The 18,189-nt window shown below is 47.0% G+C and carries 17 protein-coding genes; 15 read left to right on the top strand and 2 right to left on the bottom strand.

Going from position 1 to position 18,189, the window contains the following annotated elements; all coding sequences use genetic code 11:
* Nucleotide 1: 1 nt before the first annotated feature.
* Genes epsG through UJ203_RS10925 form a run of 9 tightly spaced genes read left to right on the top strand, consistent with a single transcriptional unit; the run spans nucleotide 2 to nucleotide 9,160 of the window.
* Nucleotides 2-1,105, top strand: a complete 1,104-nt coding sequence (gene epsG, locus UJ203_RS10965; protein ID WP_322010722.1) for a biofilm exopolysaccharide biosynthesis protein EpsG — start codon at nucleotides 2-4, stop codon at nucleotides 1,103-1,105.
* 24 nt (nucleotides 1,106-1,129) lie between these two features.
* On the top strand, nucleotides 1,130-2,164 hold the full coding sequence (locus tag UJ203_RS10960) for a glycosyltransferase family 2 protein (protein WP_105953956.1): 1,035 nt from the start codon (nucleotides 1,130-1,132) through the stop codon (nucleotides 2,162-2,164).
* A gap of 4 nt (nucleotides 2,165-2,168) precedes the next feature.
* Nucleotides 2,169-3,245, top strand: coding sequence for a polysaccharide pyruvyl transferase family protein (locus UJ203_RS10955; RefSeq protein WP_322010719.1), 1,077 nt, complete (start codon nucleotides 2,169-2,171; stop codon nucleotides 3,243-3,245).
* Nucleotides 3,242-4,276: a glycosyltransferase gene (locus UJ203_RS10950; RefSeq protein ID WP_322010717.1), complete on the top strand. Its 1,035-nt coding sequence runs from the start codon at nucleotides 3,242-3,244 to the stop codon at nucleotides 4,274-4,276. Before UJ203_RS10955 ends, UJ203_RS10950 begins: the two co-directional genes overlap by 4 nt.
* Nucleotides 4,273-5,790, top strand: coding sequence for an MATE family efflux transporter (locus UJ203_RS10945; protein WP_322010714.1), 1,518 nt, complete (start codon nucleotides 4,273-4,275; stop codon nucleotides 5,788-5,790). Before UJ203_RS10950 ends, UJ203_RS10945 begins: the two co-directional genes overlap by 4 nt.
* On the top strand, nucleotides 5,787-6,395 hold the full coding sequence (locus tag UJ203_RS10940) for a sugar transferase (protein ID WP_105953952.1): 609 nt from the start codon (nucleotides 5,787-5,789) through the stop codon (nucleotides 6,393-6,395). The genes UJ203_RS10945 and UJ203_RS10940 overlap by 4 nt, the downstream gene beginning before the upstream one ends.
* Nucleotides 6,392-7,030 carry an acetyltransferase gene (locus tag UJ203_RS10935; protein ID WP_105990944.1) on the top strand — a complete coding sequence of 213 codons (639 nt, stop codon included), beginning with the start codon at nucleotides 6,392-6,394 and terminating at the stop codon, nucleotides 7,028-7,030. The genes UJ203_RS10940 and UJ203_RS10935 overlap by 4 nt, the downstream gene beginning before the upstream one ends.
* 16 nt (nucleotides 7,031-7,046) lie before the next feature.
* On the top strand, nucleotides 7,047-8,213 hold the full coding sequence (locus UJ203_RS10930; RefSeq protein WP_322010710.1) for a DegT/DnrJ/EryC1/StrS family aminotransferase: 1,167 nt from the start codon (nucleotides 7,047-7,049) through the stop codon (nucleotides 8,211-8,213).
* Entirely contained in the window at nucleotides 8,192-9,160 is a 969-nt protein-coding gene (locus UJ203_RS10925) for a polysaccharide pyruvyl transferase family protein (protein ID WP_185848595.1), read from the top strand. Before UJ203_RS10930 ends, UJ203_RS10925 begins: the two co-directional genes overlap by 22 nt.
* A 9-nt stretch (nucleotides 9,161-9,169) precedes the next feature.
* On the opposite strand, the gene yvfG is transcribed toward UJ203_RS10925, so the two are convergent.
* Nucleotides 9,170-9,388 (bottom strand): protein YvfG, encoded by a 219-nt coding sequence (gene yvfG / locus UJ203_RS10920; protein ID WP_105953948.1) that lies wholly within the window; start codon nucleotides 9,386-9,388, stop codon nucleotides 9,170-9,172.
* A gap of 78 nt (nucleotides 9,389-9,466) precedes the next feature.
* Between yvfG and rpoN the strand changes: the two genes are divergently transcribed.
* Nucleotides 9,467-10,777, top strand: a complete 1,311-nt coding sequence (rpoN, locus tag UJ203_RS10915) for an RNA polymerase factor sigma-54 (RefSeq protein ID WP_322010700.1) — start codon at nucleotides 9,467-9,469, stop codon at nucleotides 10,775-10,777.
* Nucleotides 10,778-10,803: 26 nt separating this feature from the next.
* On the opposite strand, the gene lutP is transcribed toward rpoN, so the two are convergent.
* Nucleotides 10,804-12,495, bottom strand: a complete 1,692-nt coding sequence (gene lutP / locus UJ203_RS10910; RefSeq protein WP_322010698.1) for an L-lactate permease LutP — start codon at nucleotides 12,493-12,495, stop codon at nucleotides 10,804-10,806.
* A gap of 224 nt (nucleotides 12,496-12,719) precedes the next feature.
* On the opposite strand from lutP, the gene lutR reads away from it, so the two are divergent.
* From lutR to ganQ, 5 genes are all read left to right on the top strand, one after another.
* Nucleotides 12,720-13,442, top strand: coding sequence for an L-lactate utilization/bacilysin biosynthesis transcriptional regulator LutR (gene lutR, locus UJ203_RS10905; RefSeq protein ID WP_322010696.1), 723 nt, complete (start codon nucleotides 12,720-12,722; stop codon nucleotides 13,440-13,442).
* 172 nt (nucleotides 13,443-13,614) lie between these two features.
* Nucleotides 13,615-14,607, top strand: coding sequence for a LacI family DNA-binding transcriptional regulator (locus UJ203_RS10900; RefSeq protein ID WP_105990949.1), 993 nt, complete (start codon nucleotides 13,615-13,617; stop codon nucleotides 14,605-14,607).
* A gap of 150 nt (nucleotides 14,608-14,757) precedes the next feature.
* A complete protein-coding gene (locus tag UJ203_RS10895) occupies nucleotides 14,758-16,023 on the top strand; it encodes an extracellular solute-binding protein (protein ID WP_322010692.1) in 1,266 nt (421 codons plus the stop codon).
* A 39-nt stretch (nucleotides 16,024-16,062) separates the two neighbouring features.
* Complete coding sequence (gene ganP, locus UJ203_RS10890) at nucleotides 16,063-17,319, top strand: arabinogalactan oligomer ABC transporter permease GanP (protein ID WP_322010690.1); 1,257 nt, start codon at nucleotides 16,063-16,065, stop codon at nucleotides 17,317-17,319.
* Nucleotides 17,320-17,322: 3 nt separating this feature from the next.
* Nucleotides 17,323-18,174 (top strand): arabinogalactan oligomer ABC transporter permease GanQ, encoded by an 852-nt coding sequence (gene ganQ / locus UJ203_RS10885; protein ID WP_322010688.1) that lies wholly within the window; start codon nucleotides 17,323-17,325, stop codon nucleotides 18,172-18,174.
* Nucleotides 18,175-18,189 lie beyond the last annotated feature (15 nt).

Below are 18,189 nucleotides of genomic sequence, written 5' to 3'. Positions count from 1 at the left end.
AATGATTGTGTATGTCGTCAATATGGGAATTGTATATATTTGGTCTTGGTTTGCTAAAATGTGCGGCGGCCGGGATGAGTCACTTGCGACCGGCTATCGTCCGAACAAGCTTCTCATTTGGATTCCGCTCGCCTCACTTGTGCTTGTTTCGGGGCTGCGTTACAGGGTCGGTACAGATTTTCAGACGTATACGCTGCTGTATCAAATGGCAGGAGACTATCAAAATATTTGGCAGATATTCGGTTTCGGCACGGCGAAAACGGCAACAGATCCGGGCTTTACCGCACTGCTATGGCTGATGAATTTTATCACGAAGGACCCGCAAATCATGTATGTGACCGTTGCGGCCGTGACCTATATCTTTATTATCAAGACGCTGGCAGACTACGGAAGACCGTTCGAGCTGAGTGTCTTTTTATTTTTAGGAACCTTTCATTATTACGCATCCTTTAACGGAATCAGACAATACATGGTGGCAGCCGCTTTGTTTTGGGCGATTCGCTATATCATCAATGGAAACTGGAAGCGTTATTTTCTGATTGTGCTGGTCAGTTCGCTCTTTCACTCCTCGGCGGTGGTGATGATTCCGGTCTATTTTATTGTCAGAAGAAAAGCCTGGTCACCGGCAATATTCGGTCTCTCAGCTTTATTTCTCGGCATGACCTTTTTATATCAGAAATTTATTTCGGTATTTGTCGTTGTCCTTGAAAACAGCTCATACAGCCATTATGAAAAGTGGCTGATGACAAATACAAACGGAATGAATGTGGTCAAAATCGCTGTTTTGGTCCTGCCGCTGTTTTTGGCCTTTTGTTACAGGGAGCGCCTCCGAAAGCTGTGGCCGCAAATCGATATTGTCGTCAATTTGTGCCTTCTCGGGTTTTTATTCGGGCTCTTGGCCACAAAGGACGTGATCTTTGCCAGGTTTAATATTTACTTCGGACTGTATCAAATGATCCTAGTCCCTTATTTTGTCAGGATATTTGATGAGAAATCGAATGCGTTGATCTATATCGCCATTGTGGTTTGTTATTTTTTATACAGTTATTTGCTTATGCCGGTTGATTCTTCCGTTCTGCCGTACAGAACGATTTTTTCCCGGTAATTTATGCAAGAGGAGCCGGTCATTATGGAAACACCTGCGGTTAGTCTGTTAGTCGCTGTTTATAATACAGAAACCTATATTAGAAACTGCCTTGAATCTTTAAAGAACCAGACATTGGACAATATTGAAATCATCATCGTCAATGACGGTTCGGCAGACGCCAGCCCGGACATCGCTGAGGAATATGCAGAGAAGGATAAACGATTCAGAGTCATTCACCAGGAAAACCAAGGGCTCGGTGCGGTCCGGAACAAAGGGATCGAGGCGGCCCGCGGCGAATTTGTGGCTTTTATTGATTCAGACGATTGGATCGAGCCTGATTATTGCTTGCAAATGGTTCAGGCAGCATCGGAGGAAACCGATCTGGTCATTTGCAACTATGCCGCGGAGTTTGAAGATACTGAAAAAACCGTTGTCTCAGACATTGCGGAAACCTATCAGGATCAGCCGAAGGAGTCTTATATCAAGGCGTTATTCGAAGGGAAGGTCAGGGGATTTTCATGGAATAAACTGTACCGAAGAAGCATGATTGACGCACACCGGCTTTCGTTCCCGCTCAGAGGTGAGCTGGAGCATGTCGAGGATCAGTTTTTCAGCTTCAGGGCACATTTTTTCGCCCGCTCGGTTTCCTATGTAAAAGCGCCTCTCTACCATTATCGCATTCACCTTTCCTCCATCGTGCAGGGTTATCAGAAAAAACTGTTTGAATCAGGACTGGCGCTGTATCAGGCGAACGCAGGGTTCTTACAGGAGAACAACAAGCTGGAGGAGTACCGAAAGGAGCTTGATTTCTTTATCGTTCTCCATGGGACCATTTGTCTTTTGAACGAATGGAAAACAAGCGCCAGCCGGCGTCTTTTGGAAAGGCTCAAAACGGTCGGCGTGATTTGCGCTGATCCGGTGTTTCAAGGCAGTCTGTCGAAAACGGGGACAGCGCCTTTTGACGCAAAACGGTCATGCCTGCTGCTGATGGCGAAATACAGAATGATTCCGCTCGTTGCCATGGCGTCCGCCGCGTATCAGCGAGTGATCGAGTACAAAATGAAAATCAGAGGGTGAAGACATGTCGTTACATTCATTGAAAATCAATCTTGCAGAATGGCTGCTGCTAAAGGTCAAGTACCCGTCCCAATTTTGGCTGGGTGCGGCCGATCAGCCGGTAAAAGCTGCCGCACATAAGAAGAAAATCATACTGACCCTGCTGCCTTCCCATGACAATTTGGGGGATCATGCTATTGCTTATGCCAGCAAAGTGTTTCTTGAGCAGGAATACTCCGATTTTGAAATCATTGAGGTCGATATGAAGGACATATACAAATCAGCAAAAGCGCTGATTCGCTCCCGCCACCCGGAAGATATGGTCTTTATCATCGGCGGCGGAAACATGGGGGATTTATACCGGTATGAAGAGTGGACGCGCCGCTTTATCATTAAAACGTTTCATGATTATCAAATCGTCCAGCTACCGGCAACCGTTCATTTTTCTGATACGAAAAAGGGACGAAAAGAGCTGAAACGGGCGCAGAAAATTTATAACGCGCACCCCGGTTTATTGCTGATGGCGCGTGATGAAACTACGTATCAATTTATGAAGCGGCATTTTAAAGAAAAAAAGATTCTGAAGCAGCCCGATATGGTGCTGTATTTAGATAGAAGCAGCACCCCTGCGGAACGCGAAGGGGTGTATATGTGTTTGCGCGAGGATCAGGAAAGCGTGCTTCAGGAGGATCAGAGAAACCGCGTGAAGACCGCTCTTTTTAATGAATTTGGCGAGATCAAAGCTTTTACGACAACGATCGGGCGCCGGGTCAGCCGCGGCACACGGGAACAGGAGCTGGAAGCGCTTTGGTCTAAGCTGCAAAGTGCTGAAGCCGTTGTCACAGACAGGCTGCACGGCATGATTTTTTGTGCGCTGACAGGAACGCCGTGTGTAGTGATCCGGTCTTTTGATCACAAAGTAATGGAAGGCTACCAATGGCTGAAAGATATTCCAACCATGAAGCTGATTGAACAGCCGGAGCCGGAAATTGTGACAGCCGCAGTGAAAGAGCTGCTGACAAAAGAAACAAACCGTGCCGGCTTTCCGCGGGAGATGTATTTTAAAGGGCTGCGGGATAAAATCAGCGGTGAAGCACAATGACACCGCTCGTCAGCATTATTGTCCCGATGTATAACGTTGAACCATTCATTGAAGAATGCATCAATTCACTGCTTGCCCAAACGCTGTCCGATATAGAAATCATCCTTGTTAATGATGGAACACCCGATCGATCTGGTGAGATGGCAGCGGCATACGCGAAACGGGATGCAAGAGTTCAAGTCATTCATAAAAAAAATGGCGGCTTGAGTTCGGCTCGAAACGCGGGAATCAAAGCGGCGCGCGGCACGTATATCGGGTTTGTAGACGGAGACGATTATGTTGCTCCCGCCATGTTTCAAAGGCTTGCAGAAGAAGCGGAGCAGCACCGGCTCGATATCGCTGGCTGCGGATTTTATAAACAGTCCGAAGACAGGCAGGTATACGTACCGCCGCAGCTCGAAACAGGCCGTATGCTGACAAAAGCGGATATAGCTGAGCAGCTCCAACGTGCCCACGAAACGAGATTTATCTGGTATGTATGGCGATATGTGTATCGCCGTGAGCTTTTGGAGAGGGCGAACCTGTGGTTTGATGAAGACATCCGTTTTGCTGAAGATTCACCCTTTAATTTATCTGCTTTTTATGAAGCCGATCGGGTAAAAATGCTGGATGAAGGATTGTACATATACCGTGAAAATCCGAACAGCCTGACGGAAATTCCTTATAAGCCTGCGATGGATGAAAATATCCAGAAACAATATCAAGCCAAACTCGCATTCTACAATCAGTGCGGCTTAGCGGATGTGTGCAAAGAGGATTTAGATGTGTACATTTGCAAGCACCAGCTTCCGATGCTTCTGGCAAACGCCTGTGCCTCATCGCAGCCGCCGAAAGACATCAAAAAACAGATCAGACAGATTTTATCCTATGACATGGTGCGGCAGGCTGTCAGACACACACCGTTCCAGCATGAGAAATTAGGCAGAGGCGAGCGATTGGTCTTAGGACTGTGCAAATGGCGGCTGATCTTTCTCATCAAGCTGTTTTTTGAGACACGCGGAACCATGAAAGGCAGTGCGAAGCAGGCATGAAATTCACCATTAACTTCAGCGCCAATCTCACAGCTTTTCTTCTGTCCGTATTCCTGTCTGTCTGGATGACGCCTTTTATTGTCAAAACGCTCGGTGTCGAGGCTTTTGGCTTTGTGAATTTAACGCAAAATGTGATTAATTATTTTTCCATTATCACGGTGGCGCTCAGCTCCGTGGTTGTGCGTTTTTTTTCTGTCGCAGCCCACAGGGGAGAGCAGGAAAAAGCAAATGCGTATATCAGCAATTATTTGGCTGCATCTGTTTTGATTTCATTGCTGCTCCTGCTGCCTCTTGTGAGTGCGGCTTTTTTTATTGACCGCGTTATGAACGTCCCTCAGGATCTATTGGCTGATGTTCGGCTGTCGATTTTGATTGGGAGTCTGCTGTTTCTTTTAACATTTTTGATGGCGGGGTTTGGGGCGGCGCCGTTTTATGCCAACCGGCTGTATATCACCAGTTCGATTCAGGCGGTGCAAATGCTCATCCGTGTATTGTGTGTGCTGACGCTGTTTGCCTGCTTTACGCCAAAAATCTGGCAGATTCAGCTTGCCGCTTTAGCCGGTGCCGTCATAGCTTCTATTCTGTCTTTCTGCTTTTTCAGAAAACTGATTCCATGGTTTTCATTTAGGCTGAAAGACTTGTCATTCCGCATAAGCAAGGAACTGTTTCAGGCAGGAACCTGGAACTCAGTCAATCAGATCGGCGTGCTGCTTTTTTTGCAGATCGACCTATTAACCGCCAACTTGGTGCTGGGTGCATCTGAAGCGGGAAAATACGCGGCGATTATCCAGTTTCCGCTGCTGCTGCGCAGTTTGGCAGGAACAGTCGCATCTCTATTTGCGCCTGTCATTACTTCTTATTATTCAAAAGGCGATATGGACGGCTTGGTCAAGTACGCCAATCAGGCAGTGAGACTGAACGGGCTTTTGCTTGCGCTTCCGGCTGCATTATTGGGAGGTTTGGCCGGGCCTTTTCTGACGATCTGGCTTGGACCGTCCTTTTCCTCTGTAGCGCCGCTTTTATATATTCACGCCGGATATTTGGCGGTCAGTCTTGCCTTTATGCCGCTGTTTTATATATGGACCGCCTTTAATCAACAAAAAACACCGGCGCTCGTCACCCTGCTGTTAGGCGCAGTGAATGTTGTGCTGGCGGTCACATTAAGCGGGCCGGCGCATCTGGGGCTTTACGGCATTACGCTGGCCGGGGCGATTTCGCTTGTGCTGAAAAATGTTATCTTTACGCCGCTTTATGTATCACGCATTACCGGCTACAAAAAGCATGTGTTCTTTACAGGCATGTTCGGTCCGGTCTTTGCCGCATTATTTGCTTGGGCGGTTTGTGAGGCCATCCAGTTATGTATCACCATTGAAAGCTGGACATCACTGATTGCCACAGGTGCTGCCGTCAGCTGCTGCTACGCGGTTTTCGCTTTTATGTTTGTTTGTACGAAAGAGGAACGACAGCTGGTGCTGAGACGGTTTAGAAAAACGAAAGGAGCTGTAAATATTTGATCCTGAAACGTCTTTTTGATCTGACGGCCGCTATTTTTTTATTGTGCTGCACGGGTGTCATTATTCTATTCACTATCGCCGTAGTCAGGCTGAAAATAGGATCGCCTGTCTTTTTTAAACAAGTACGGCCCGGCCTGCATGGGAAGCCGTTCACCCTTTATAAATTCAGAACGATGACGGATGAACGGGACAGTGAGGGAAACCTGCTGCCGGATGCAGTCAGGCTTACGAAAACAGGCAGGCTGATCAGAAAGCTGAGCATTGATGAGCTGCCGCAGCTTCTGAATGTTTTGAAGGGGGACCTCAGCCTCGTCGGTCCCCGGCCGCTGCTGATGGACTATCTGCCGCTTTATACGAAACAGCAGGCACGGCGCCATGAGGTAAAACCCGGGATTACAGGCTGGGCGCAGGTCAACGGCAGAAACACGATTTCCTGGGAAAAGAAATTTGAACTGGATGTTTGGTACGTTGACAACCGTTCATTCTTGCTCGATTTGAAAATTTTATGTCTGACGGTACGCAAAGTTCTTGTGTCAGAAGGTATTCAGCAAACCAATCATGTAACCGCAGAACGCTTTACAGGAAGCGGAGATGTGTCCTCATGAGAAACGTGGCCATTGTGGGAGACGGCGGTCACGGAAAGGTGATCAGAGAACTCATAAGCGCCCGTTCAGACACGCGCTTAGCTGCGGTGCTGGACGATAAATTCAGCACATTTGCTGCCGGGAAAGAGCTGTACACAGGCCCCCCGGCAGCAATTCCTGAATTGCGCAGGCTGATCCCTGATGTCATGTTTGTGATTGCAATTGGAAACAACAGCGTCAGAAAACAGCTGGCGGAGCGGCTGGGGTTATACAAAGAAGATCTCATCACATTAATCCACCCGTCAGCCATCATCAGCAAATCGGCTGTCATCGGGGAAGGAACGGTTATTATGGCCGGTGCGATTATTCAGGCGGATGTTCAGATCGGCGCCCATTGTATCATCAATACGGGCGCGATTGCAGAGCACGACAATCAGATCGGCGATTTTGTACATCTTTCTCCGCGCGCCACGCTTTCTGGTGGTATTGCGGTTCAAGAAGGGGCTCATGTGGGCACCGGGGCCTCCGTCATTCCGCAGGTTACTATTGGCTCTTGGAGCATTGTCGGCGCAGGCTCCGCGGTGATCCGCTCTATCCCTGCCGGGGTAACGGCAGCCGGCACCCCGGCGCGCGTGATTTCCTCTATTCAAACCTAAAGCAAAGGATGGTTACATGCATAAAAAAATCTACTTATCCGCCCCTCATATGAGCGGCAGGGAGCAGCACTATATTTCAGAAGCCTTTCGCTCAAACTGGATTGCGCCGCTTGGGCCGCTTGTGAATACATTTGAAGAAAAATTGGCTGAACGAGTCGGCGCCAAAGGGGCGGCTGCGGTCAGCTCAGGCACCGCCGCGATTCATTTGGCGCTACGTTTGCTGGATGTAAAAGCGGGAGACACCGTGTTTTGTCCGTCCTTTACATTTGTGGCAACGGCAAACCCGATTTTATATGAAAAAGCGATGCCTGTTTTTATAGATTCTGAGCCGGATACCTGGAATATGTCTCCGAAAGCACTTGAAAGAGCGCTTGAGGAAGCAAAACGAAAGGGAAATCCGCCCAAAGCGGTCATTGCCGTCAACCTGTACGGACAAAGCGCGAAAATGGATGAGATTGTAAGCCTGTGCGGCTTATACGGAGTGCCGGTCATTGAGGATGCGGCTGAATCCCTCGGTTCGGTCTATAAAGGGAAGCAGAGCGGGACATTCGGCCGTTTCGGCGTTTATTCATTTAATGGAAACAAAATCATTACCACTTCAGGAGGCGGGATGCTTGTGTCAGACGATGAAGCCGCCATTGAAAAAGCAAGATTTCTCGCTTCACAGGCCCGCGATCCTGCAGTTCATTATCAGCACAGTGAAATCGGGCACAACTACAGATTGAGCAATATCCTTGCCGGAGTCGGCATTGCCCAGCTTGAGGTGCTGGATGAGCGGGTGGAGAAAAGACGGGAGATTTTTACGAGGTACGAAAAAGCGCTTGGCAGCATAGATGGCGTCTGCTTTATGCCGGAATACTCAGAAGGCGTGTCCAACCGCTGGCTTACTGCTCTTACGCTCGATAACGGACTGATTCCTTATGACGTGGTTCAGCATCTAGCTGAAGAACAGATCGAAGCGAGACCGCTTTGGAAGCCGCTGCATACCCAGCCTCTGTTTACATCATCTGCATTTTATTCCCATACAGATTCTGAAAGTGTGTGCGAGAACTTATTCAGGCGAGGGATCTGCCTCCCATCCGGAACAAATATGACCGAAGAAGATCAAGACCGAGTAATCGATGCGTTGTTACACTTATTCCAAACAACAGAGGTGAAGAGATGGACAGCAAGCATTCAATGATCAGCCTGAAGAAAAAACTGGCCGGGCTGCTCGAAATGATTCCGAAGCAATCCGAAATCATTTACGCCGACTATCCTCTATACGGAAATGTAGGGGATCTATTTATTATGAAAGGAACGGAAGCCTTTTTTGACGAAAATGACATTCGGGTCAGAAACCGCTGGAATCCAGACAATTTCCCAATCGGGCGTAAGCTTGATCCGAATCTGATCATCGTCTGTCAGGGAGGCGGCAACTTCGGGGATTTATATCCGTACTATCAAGGATTTAGAGAGAAAATCGTTCAAACCTATCCAAACCACAAAATCGTCATTCTGCCGCAATCCATCTATTTTCAACATGAAGACAACTTAAAACGGACGGCTGACATTTTCTCTGCCCATTCAAATCTGCATATCATCACAAGGGAAAAAGCCTCCTATGCAACGGCACAGGCGTACTTTCAAAACAATCATATCAAGCTATTGCCTGATATGGCCCACCAGCTGTTTCCCATCATTCCGACACAGCAGCCGACCGGCCAAAAGCTGAGATTTATCAGAACAGATCATGAAGCAAATGATGAGCTTCAAAGACATGCGCAAGCGGAAAGCTATGACTGGCGTACAGTGCTGTCAGCTTCAGACCGCCGGACAATCGCTTTTCTCCAAACGCTGAACGTCCTGAACAAAAAAGCGGGCAATCCTCTGCCCATCGCATTTATATGGAGAAAATACTCGGATTACATCGTCACCAAAGCCATTCGCTTTTTCAGCCGTTACCAATCGGTGGAAACGTCAAGACTGCACGGCCATATTTTGTCCTCTCTTCTTCAAAAAGAAAACACGGTCATTGATAATTCCTACGGTAAAAACGCCAATTACTATCATACTTGGATGGAGGGAGTGCCAAACACTCAAATCATTCGGGACGCCTCAAAGAAGGAAAACCTTCCTGCTCACATGTGAGCGGAAGGTTTATTTTGATTCTCCGCGTTTTACTTTGTTGTAAGCCTCATCTAAATGCTGAATCCGCTTCAGGACAACGGCGTTTTTTGTCAGCTGATCCTGCACAAGTGTGGAAACGACAGAACGATAGTAGCTGTTCATTGCGTGGATCTTATCCTCAGACGGGTTCATTTCAATATGCTGCTTTAAGTTTTCAATAAAATACGGTACAGAAAAAAGTTCAGACATTTCTTTGGCAGCTCCTTTTTCATAAATGTATACGGTGTCATCCCAATCATGTACAATGAAGAAAGGGGAGTGAGCAAGATGGATATGAAACTTCAGCAAGTACAAGTACTAAAGCCTCAACTGACACAGGAGCTCAGGCAGGCCATCACGCTGCTTGGCTATCATTCGGCGGAACTGGCCGAATACATTGATGAGCTCTCACTGGAAAACCCTCTTATTGAACGAAAGGAAACAGACACACCGCCACTATCTTATCATAAAACAAACAAAAACAGGATCAGCAGGCAGGAGGCGGGCCTTCAATTAAGCAATCCGCAAAAAACACTGCAGGATGTCCTCAAACAGCAGTCGCTGGATATGAATCTGTCAAACACTGAAAAAAAGATTTTTAATTATCTGATACATTCGCTTGATTCAAACGGATATCTGGAGGAAGATGTGGAGGAGGCAGCCCGGCGCCTGTCTGTTTCGGCAGAGGAAGCGGAAGCGGTTCTGAGAAAACTACAGTCGCTTGAACCAGCGGGAATCGGCGCAAGATCTCTTCAAGAGTGTATTCTGCTGCAATTACAGCGTCTCCCGAACAGAAATGAACAGGCAGAACTGCTTGTTTCAGAACACTTTGATGTATTTGCGCAAAAAAACTGGAAAGCGCTTTCAAAAGAAACCGGAATCCCGCTTCACGCGATTCAGGACATTTCTGATAAAATTGCTGCGCTTCACCCAAGACCCGGCCTTCTGTTTGCCAGTCCGGAGCAGGATATGTATATTGAACCTGACATTTTCATCATCGTTAAAAACGGCCAGATCACAGCGGAACTCAACAGCCGCTCGTTCCCGGAGATTGAGCTGCATCCGCAGTACAGGCCGCTTCTATCGTCGGGCGCCTGTCAGGATACGGTTTCCTATTTATCTACGAAATATCAGGAGTGGCGCTGGCTGAGCCGCGCGCTGAGGCAGCGGAAGCAGACGATCACCAGAATTGTAAATGAGCTGACCGCACGTCAAAAAGATTTTTTCCTGAAAGGGCGGAGCGCTATGAAGCCGCTGACACTGAGAGAGGTGGCGGATTGTCTGGGCCTGCATGAATCAACCATCAGCCGGGCCATTAAAGGGAAAACGATACAAACGCCTTACGGATTGTTTGAGATGAAGATGTTCTTCTCAGGAAAAGCAGAGGCCTCTGGGGATGGCGATACATCCAACTATGCGGTCAAAACGCATCTTCAAGCATTGATTCAGCAAGAGGATAAAACAAAACCCCTCTCAGATCAAAAGCTTGCTGACCTGTTATATGAACAGCACCGCATTCAAATCTCCAGACGTACAGTGGCGAAATACCGCGATCAATTGAACATTCCGTCATCGGCAGCCAGAAAACGGTACAAATAAAATCCTCCCTGTAAGGGAGGATTTTTTTACGGAATCATCCAGCTGAAAAACTGGTGCTGCAAAAAGGTGATGATACAGACGAGCAGCAGCAAAAACAAGCTGTGCTTGATCGTAAAGCGGAAAAGATCCGACTCCTTCCCGGCGAGTCCGACTGCCGCACACGCGACCGCGATTGACTGCGGGGAAATCATTTTGCCGGTGACGCCGCCTGATGAATTGGCCGCGACCGATAGGACAGGGTCCATTCCGACCGATAAGGCCGTTACTTTCTGCAGGTTTCCAAACAGCAGGTTAGCCGACGTATCCGAGCCGGTAATAAAGACGCCGAGCCAGCCGAGAACCGGCGAAAAGAAGGTAAACATCGAGCCTGTCAGCGCCAGCGTCATGCCGAGCGTCGTGCTCATTCCCGAGGAGTTGGTGACATATGCAAAACCAACGACCGAGGCGATCGTCAAAATCGGAAACTTCAATTCCTGCAGTGTTTCGCTAAAAACAGCTCCCCATTCTTTCCACGCAATGGACGTGATGAATTTTGACAGCACTGCGGCAATTAAAATCGCGGTGCCTGCCGAGCCGAGCACCTCAAGCTTATAAACCGCTTCAATCGGAGTGCCGTCAGCATTGACGATCTGATTGTTCAAAAAAGGCACCCCAGGAGCAAAAGTCAGCTTTTCTCCAATCACATTCAGCCATTTTAAGACAATGGCTGTGCCTTCGTAATGCCCTGTCAGCGCGGATTTGACCGAAGGAATGCCCCAAACAGAAATCATCACCGTCAGAAGCAGAAACGGCGACCAGGCCTTAAAAATCTGCCCGCCGGTGTAAGCCGGTGCATTAGGGTGCAGTTTTGCCGTTTCAATTGCGGCGGCCGATTCCTGCTCCCCCGCAAACCGGAATGTCTTCTTCGGCTTCCACCATTTCAAAAACACAGCTAGCGCAGCCATCGACACTAGCGCCGACAAAACATCCGGCAGCTCCGGCCCCAAAAAGTTGGAGCTGAGATATTGAACAGCGGCAAAGGAAACACCGGAAACAAGAATCGCCGGCCATACCTCAAAGGCTTTCCTGAATCCGCTCATAATGATAATTAAATAAAGAGGAATAAATACAGATAAAAACGGCAGCTGCCGCCCGACCATTTGAGAAATCTCCATCGCCGGAATCCCTGTCGGTCCTTCTACAGCTGTAATCGGAATCCCAATCGCCCCGAAGGCTACTGGCGCCGTATTGGCAATCAAACAGATCCCCGCCGCATAAAGAGGGTTAAAACCGAGGCCGACAAGCAGTGCGGCCGAAATCGCGACCGGCGCCCCGAAGCCCGCCGCTCCTTCTAAAAAAGCCCCGAATGAGAAAGCGATCAGCAGCGCCTGAAGCCGGCGGTCATCGGTAATGGAGAGAACAGAGCTGCGAATAATATCAAACTGTCCCGTTTTTACAGTGATTTTATACAAAAAAACAGACGTCACAATGATCCAGCCAATTGGCAGTATGCCGTATACGGCTCCTTGTGTAGCGGACATCAGCGCTTTTTCCGCCGGCATCCCGTAAATCAATACAGCAATCAGCAGCGCGATTCCCAAGGTGGCCAATCCCGCCGTATACCCCTTCATTCGTTTAATTGCGAGTGCCCAGAAAAAGAAAATAATCGGTACAAGTGCGGCAAGCGCAGATAAAAGCAAATTTCCCCCTATAGGCGTATATGCCTGTGTCCATTGCATCCCAAACCCCTCCTTCAAACATAACTGGCTATGTGTAAGCGGTTTCTAAAGATGATATGATCATCTGATGACTAGATAATAAGACCAGTTACCTAGCATTATATTTTGAAAAAAATCAAAGTACAAGACTTTTTGACGAAATTGTCTAAATCTTTTGGCGGCGCCCAAAAGGGAGTATAATAGATCGTAAACAGCCAGACCTACAAGTTGCGGGGTGAATTGCATTGAAATATAAACAGATTAAAACAAAAAAGATATATGAAGAAGTAGCGGATGCATTATTAGATATGATCAAAACCGGCCAACTGAAGCCGGGGGATAAGCTTGACTCCGTTCAGGCGCTTTCTGAAAGCTTTCAAGTCAGCCGTTCAGCGGTGCGCGAAGCGCTTTCCGCATTAAAAGCGATGGGGCTTGTCGAAATGAAACAGGGAGAAGGCACCTACCTGAAGGAGTTTGAACCCGATCAAATTTCTCAGCCTCTGTCAGCCGCACTTTTAATGAAAAAAGAAGATGTCAAACAGCTGCTCGAGGTCAGAAAGCTGCTTGAAATCGGCGTGGCTTCATTAGCTGCCGAAAAACGGACAGAAGAGAATCTCCAAAGCATTCATCAGGCGTTAAAGGAAATGGGAAAGATTGAAGCAGACGGGGAGCTAGGTGAAAAAGCAGACTTCGCCTTTCATTTGGCACTCGCTGACGCTTCACAAAACGATCTGCTCAAACATCTGATGAATCACGTATCATCATTGCTGCTGGAAACGATGAGAGAAACGCGGAAAATCTGGCTGTTTTCCAAGAAGACCTCGGTACAGCGGCTTTATGAGGAGCATGAACGGATTTATAATGCCGTGGCTGCCCAGGACGGAGCAAAGGCGGAAGAAGCGATGCTGGCACACTTGACGAATGTGGAAGATGTCCTTTCGGGATATTTTGAGGAAAACGTGCAATAACCGACTCATTTCCCGGGCAATTTTGCTGGTGCGTACAAACAACCAAGACTGAGCTGTAATGGTTCAGTCTTATTTTCATTGTGCGGCTGACACAGCTTGACATTTACGAAAAAGAAAGTAAAATATTTTACTAAAACGACCACTGGCATGTTTGAAAATGGAGGCAGATATAATGGCGACAATAAAAGATATCGCACAAGCCGCGGGATTTTCGATTTCAACCGTTTCCCGTGTTTTAAATAACGATGAGAGCCTTTCTGTACCGGACGAGACGCGTGAAAAGATATATGAAGCCGCGGAGAAACTTAATTATCGCAAGAAAACTGTAAGGCCGCTGGTGAAACACATTGCTTTTTTATATTGGCTGACAGATCAAGAGGAGCTGGAAGATGTCTATTTCAAAACAATGAGATTAGAAGTAGAGAAATTGGCGAAAACCTTCAATGTCGACATGACGACCTATAAAATAACGGACGGTATTGAATGCATTCCAGCTCATACAGAAGGTTTTATTGCCGTGGGCACCTTTTCTGATAAAGAATTAGCGTTTCTCAGAAATCTGACGGAGAACGGTGTTTTTATTGACTCTTCACCTGATCCCGACCATTTTGATTCAGTAAGGCCGGACTTAGCGCAAATGACGAAGAGAACGGTAAACATCCTAGTTGAAAAAGGGCATAAGAATATCGGATTTATTGGCGGCACGTACAAAAATCCGAACACGAATCAAGATGAAATGGATATTCGTGAAAAAACGTTCCGATCCTATATGCAGGAAAAAGGGATGCTGGACGATCGCTATATTTTATGCCACCGCGGCTTCTCCGTCGAAAATGGCTACCGCCTGATGACTAAAGCGATTGAAGCATTGGGTGATCAGCTTCCGACCGCCTTTTTTATCGCGGCAGACCCGATTGCGGTCGGCTGTCTGCAAGCCCTGAATGAAAAAGGAATCGCGATACCGAACAGAGTGAGCGTCGTGAGCATCAATAACATCAGCTTTGCCAAGTACGTCTCTCCGCCGCTGACGACCTTTCATATTGATATCAAGGAACTATGTAAAAACGCTGTGGAATTATTGCTTGAGCAAGTGCTGGAAAAGCGGAAAACGGTTAAAACGTTATATATGGGAGCTGAATTAATCGTCAGAAAGAGCATGAATTAAATCGTATTTCAAAATGGCTTAGTATTCTAAGTCATTTTTTGTTTGGTAAAAAAATTTACTTATGAGAGTAAATAGTTTGTTTACACATTTTCTCAGTCATGCTATATTATTTTTAAAGCGCTTTCATCTAATACGGAAGGGTGACAATTGATGAAAATGGTAAAAAAGTACGCCGGTGTCATGCTCTGCGCGGCTGTCAGTTTATCTTTAGCCGCCTGCGGACCGCAGGAAAGCAGCAGCGAAAAAACAAGCTCAAAGGGCTCAGAGCTTGTCGTGTGGGAGGATAAAGAAAAAAGCATCGGCATTAAAGACGCTGTTGCCGAATTTGAAAAAGAGCATGATGTGAAGGTCAAAGTTGTTGAAAAACCTTATGCCCAGCAGATTGAAGATTTGCGTATGGACGGCCCGGCCGGCACAGGGCCTGACGTGTTGACCATGCCCGGTGACCAGATCGGAACGGCTGTCACAGAGGGATTAATCAAAGAATTAAAAGTTGAAAAGGATGTTCAATCGCTCTACACAGACGCATCCATTCAGTCTCAAATGGTGGATCAGAAGCTTTATGGCCTGCCTAAAGCCGTCGAAACAACAGTGCTTTTTTATAACAAAGATCTCATCTCAGAGGACGAATTGCCGCAAACGCTGGAAGAGTGGTACGACTACTCTAAAAAAACGGCTGATGGCAGCAAGTTTGGATTTTTAGCCTTATTTGATCAAATCTATTACGCGCAAAGTGTCATGGGCGGGTACGGCGGATATATCTTTGGAAAGGATAAGGATGGAAACGATGATCCGTCTGATCTTGGAATCAATAATGAAGGCGCTGTCAAAGGCGCTGAGCTGATTCAGAAGTTTTATCAAGACGGCTTATTCCCGGCTGGCATTGTCGGAGAGCAGGGAATCAATGTACTCGAATCACTGTTTACAGAAGGAAAGGCTGCTGCGATTATCTCAGGCCCGTGGAATGTAGAAGCCTTTTCGAAAGCGGGAATTGATTATGGCATCACGAAGCTTCCGAAGCTGGAAAACGGCAAAAACATGAGCTCCTTTATCGGCGTTAAAAGCTACAATGTCAGCGCATTTTCAAAACATGCAGAGCTGGCGCAAGAGTTAGCTGTTTTTCTGGCAAATGAAAAGAATTCCAAAAAACGATATGAACAAACGAAAGAAGTTCCGGCCGTTCAATCATTAGCAAGTGACACGGCTATTATGAAAAGCGAAACGGCACGGGCGGTCACCGAGCAATCCCGCTACTCAGAGCAGACGCCGAATATACCGGAAATGAACGAAATATGGACCCCGGCGGATTCAGCATTACAAACGATTGCAACAGGAAAAGCGAACCCAAAAAAAGCCTTAGATCAGGCTGCTGAAACGGCCAAAGGGCAGATGAAGGCAAAGCATAGCGGAACATAAAGAGAAAAGTAGATTTGTATTGTAAGAGAGGTGAAAACGGTGCAGCATCGTAAAGTCGCTTTGTTATTGTCAATCATTCCGGGCCTTGGTCAATTCTACAACAAACAATGGATCAAAGGCCTCCTGTTTCTCCTCTTGGGCGCATCGTTTTTTGCGGTATTTGGAGATTTGCTGAATATGGGGCTTTGGGGAATCTTTACGCTGGGAACAGAGGTGCCGCGGGATAACTCGGTGTTTCTGCTGGCGGAAGGCATTATCGCTGTCATTGTGACATGCTTTGGACTTGCGGTATATTATGTGAATTTGCGTGACGCTTATCAAAGCGGAAAACGCCGTGATGAAAAGAGGCCCTTGAGCTCTCTCAAGGAACAATATCAAAATATCATCGCTCAGGGCTATCCATATGTCGTCAGCGGACCATCTCTGTTTATTTTAATTTTCGCGGTGATCTTTCCCATCTTATTCAGCTTTGCCTTAGCTTTTACAAACTATGATTTATATCATTCTCCTCCTGCTAAATTAGTAGATTGGGTTGGTTTTCAAACCTTCACTGATATTTTTACTGTCGATATTTGGCGCTCGACCTTTTTTGATGTGCTGGCTTGGACGGTGGTGTGGACGCTTTGTGCTTCCACTCTGCAAGTCAGTCTGGGGATATGGCTGGCGATCATTGTGAATCAGAAAGACATCCGGTTTAAACGGTTTTTCCGGACTATTTTGATTTTGCCATGGGCTGTTCCCGGATTTGTCACGATTTTAATTTTTGCCGGTTTGTTTAACGATAGTTTCGGCGCAATGAATCATGACATCTTGGCTTTCTTTGGCATTGATCCGCTTCCGTGGATGACAGATGCGAATTGGTCGAGGCTAGCGCTGATCCTCATGCAAGGCTGGCTTGGTTTTCCGTATATCTTCCTTGTTTCAACGGGTGTTTTGCAATCGATTCCTGAAGATCTTTATGAAGCGGCGACAATCGATGGTGCTTCCATCTTCTCAAAGCTGAGATACATCACGCTCCCGATGGTGTTCATTGCGATGGCTCCGATTATCATTACGCAGTTCACATTTAATTTTAATAACTTCAATATTATTTATCTTTTCAATGGAGGCGGTCCGGCTGTTTCCGGATCAACAGCCGGCGGAACAGATATTCTCGTATCGTGGATTTATAAATTGACGATGCAGTCCAGCCAATATTCCCTTGCGGCTGCTTTAACCATTTTATTGTCTGTGTTTGTGATTGCCATTGCATTGTGGCAATTCAGACAGACGAAGTCTTATAAAGAGGAGGGCTGAGACATGCTGGCAGATATGAAGGTCAGAAAATTTATGCGGCTCCTTTTCTCTTACTTGTTTTTAGCCTGCATGGCGGCCATCATTGTGTATCCTCTCCTTTGGACGGCAGGCGCCAGCTTTAATCCCGGCAACAGTTTAATCAGTACATCCCTCATTCCGAAGAATCCGACGTTCGACCACTACAAAGAATTATTTGCGGGCAAAGAAAACCTTCAATATGTGCAGTGGTATATCAACTCGATAAAAATCAGCCTGTTTACGATGGCTGGCTCACTGATCTGTGTGACGTTTACGGCCTATGCGTTTTCCCGCTTTCGGTTTAAAGGGAGGAAATACGCATTAACGCTCTTTTTATTGCTGCAAATGATTCCTCAGTTTTCTGCATTGATCGCCTTGTTTGTGCTGGCTCAAATGTTAGGGATGATCAACAGCCATTGGCTGCTGATCCTGCTTTATATCGGCGGCCTGATCCCGATGAATACGTACTTGATGAAAGGATATATGGATTCCATCCCGATCGATTTGGACGAAAGCGCAAAGATTGACGGGGCAAGCAGCACGAGGATCTTTTTGCAGATCATCCTGCCTTTATCAAAACCGATGGCGGCAGTGGTTGCGATGAATGGATTTACCGGCCCGCTCGGAGATTTTGTTTTGTCATCAACGATATTGAGAACACCTGAATCATATACATTGCCCGTAGGCTTATTCAATTTAGTCAATGATGTCATGGGAGCAAGCTATACGACATTTGCGGCGGGTGCCTTGCTCATCAGCATACCGGTTGCCGTCATCTTTATCATGCTGCAAAAGAATTTTGTGTCCGGATTAACCGCAGGCGGAACGAAAGGATAAGAGAATATGGGGGAG

Origin of the sequence: Bacillus sp. V26, from assembly GCF_034296245.1 — a bacterium.
Taxonomy (GTDB): Bacteria; Bacillota; Bacilli; order Bacillales; family Bacillaceae; genus Bacillus; species Bacillus halotolerans.
The sequence above is the reverse complement of the archived record's forward strand: the minus strand, read 5'-3'. Positions and strand labels throughout refer to the sequence as shown.

Coding starts and splice junctions, on each gene's coding strand:
- UJ203_RS10935 (WP_105990944.1), top strand. CDS start 6,392: ATGAGAAACGTGGCCATTGTGGGAGACGGCGGTCACGGAAAGGTGATC.
- rpoN (WP_322010700.1), top strand. CDS start 9,467: ATGGATATGAAACTTCAGCAAGTACAAGTACTAAAGCCTCAACTGACA.
- epsG (WP_322010722.1), top strand. CDS start 2: ATGATTGTGTATGTCGTCAATATGGGAATTGTATATATTTGGTCTTGG.
- UJ203_RS10930 (WP_322010710.1), top strand. CDS start 7,047: ATGCATAAAAAAATCTACTTATCCGCCCCTCATATGAGCGGCAGGGAG.
- UJ203_RS10960 (WP_105953956.1), top strand. CDS start 1,130: ATGGAAACACCTGCGGTTAGTCTGTTAGTCGCTGTTTATAATACAGAA.
- UJ203_RS10950 (WP_322010717.1), top strand. CDS start 3,242: ATGACACCGCTCGTCAGCATTATTGTCCCGATGTATAACGTTGAACCA.
- UJ203_RS10895 (WP_322010692.1), top strand. CDS start 14,758: ATGAAAATGGTAAAAAAGTACGCCGGTGTCATGCTCTGCGCGGCTGTC.
- UJ203_RS10925 (WP_185848595.1), top strand. CDS start 8,192: ATGGACAGCAAGCATTCAATGATCAGCCTGAAGAAAAAACTGGCCGGG.
- ganQ (WP_322010688.1), top strand. CDS start 17,323: ATGCTGGCAGATATGAAGGTCAGAAAATTTATGCGGCTCCTTTTCTCT.
- UJ203_RS10955 (WP_322010719.1), top strand. CDS start 2,169: ATGTCGTTACATTCATTGAAAATCAATCTTGCAGAATGGCTGCTGCTA.
- yvfG (WP_105953948.1), bottom strand. CDS start 9,388: ATGTCTGAACTTTTTTCTGTACCGTATTTTATTGAAAACTTAAAGCAG.
- UJ203_RS10945 (WP_322010714.1), top strand. CDS start 4,273: ATGAAATTCACCATTAACTTCAGCGCCAATCTCACAGCTTTTCTTCTG.
- lutP (WP_322010698.1), bottom strand. CDS start 12,495: ATGCAATGGACACAGGCATATACGCCTATAGGGGGAAATTTGCTTTTA.
- UJ203_RS10900 (WP_105990949.1), top strand. CDS start 13,615: ATGGCGACAATAAAAGATATCGCACAAGCCGCGGGATTTTCGATTTCA.